This window comes from Tritonibacter sp. SIMBA_163, assembly GCF_046535935.1.
Classification (GTDB): domain Bacteria; phylum Pseudomonadota; class Alphaproteobacteria; order Rhodobacterales; family Rhodobacteraceae; genus Epibacterium; species Epibacterium scottomollicae.
This window is the reverse complement of the sequence record NZ_JAWJBP010000103.1, coordinates 1-518: the sequence shown is the minus strand read 5'-3', so window position 1 is coordinate 518 and position 518 is coordinate 1. Positions and strand designations below refer to the sequence as shown.

Sequence of the window (518 nt, the reverse complement as noted above, 5' to 3'; positions counted from 1 at the left end):
CCTGACACTGTCTCCCCGCCCGATAAGGGCGGCGGGTTAGAAGGTCAATACAGCCAGGGTAGTATCCCACCGATGCCTCCACCGAAGCTGGCGCTCCGGTTTCCAAGGCTCCTACCTATCCTGTACAAGCTGTACCAACATTCAATATCAGGCTGCAGTAAAGCTCCACGGGGTCTTTCCGTCCTGTCGCGGGTAACCTGCATCTTCACAGGTACTATAATTTCACCGAGTCTCTCGTTGAGACAGTGCCCAGATCGTTACGCCTTTCGTGCGGGTCGGAACTTACCCGACAAGGAATTTCGCTACCTTAGGACCGTTATAGTTACGGCCGCCGTTTACTGGGGCTTCGGTTCGCACCTTCGCTTGCGCTAAGCACTCCCCTTAACCTTCCAGCACCGGGCAGGCGTCAGCCCCTATACGTCACCTTACGGTTTTGCAGAGACCTGTGTTTTTGCTAAACAGTCGCCTGGGCCTATTCACTGCGGCTCTCTCGGGCTTTAACACCCTACCAGAGCACC

Annotated in this window: 1 rRNA gene; it reads right to left on the bottom strand. The window is 55.6% G+C overall.

The features are described from left to right. Window positions 1–518: ribosomal RNA gene (locus R0J92_RS21615) — 23S ribosomal RNA — on the bottom strand; the annotation flags it as partial.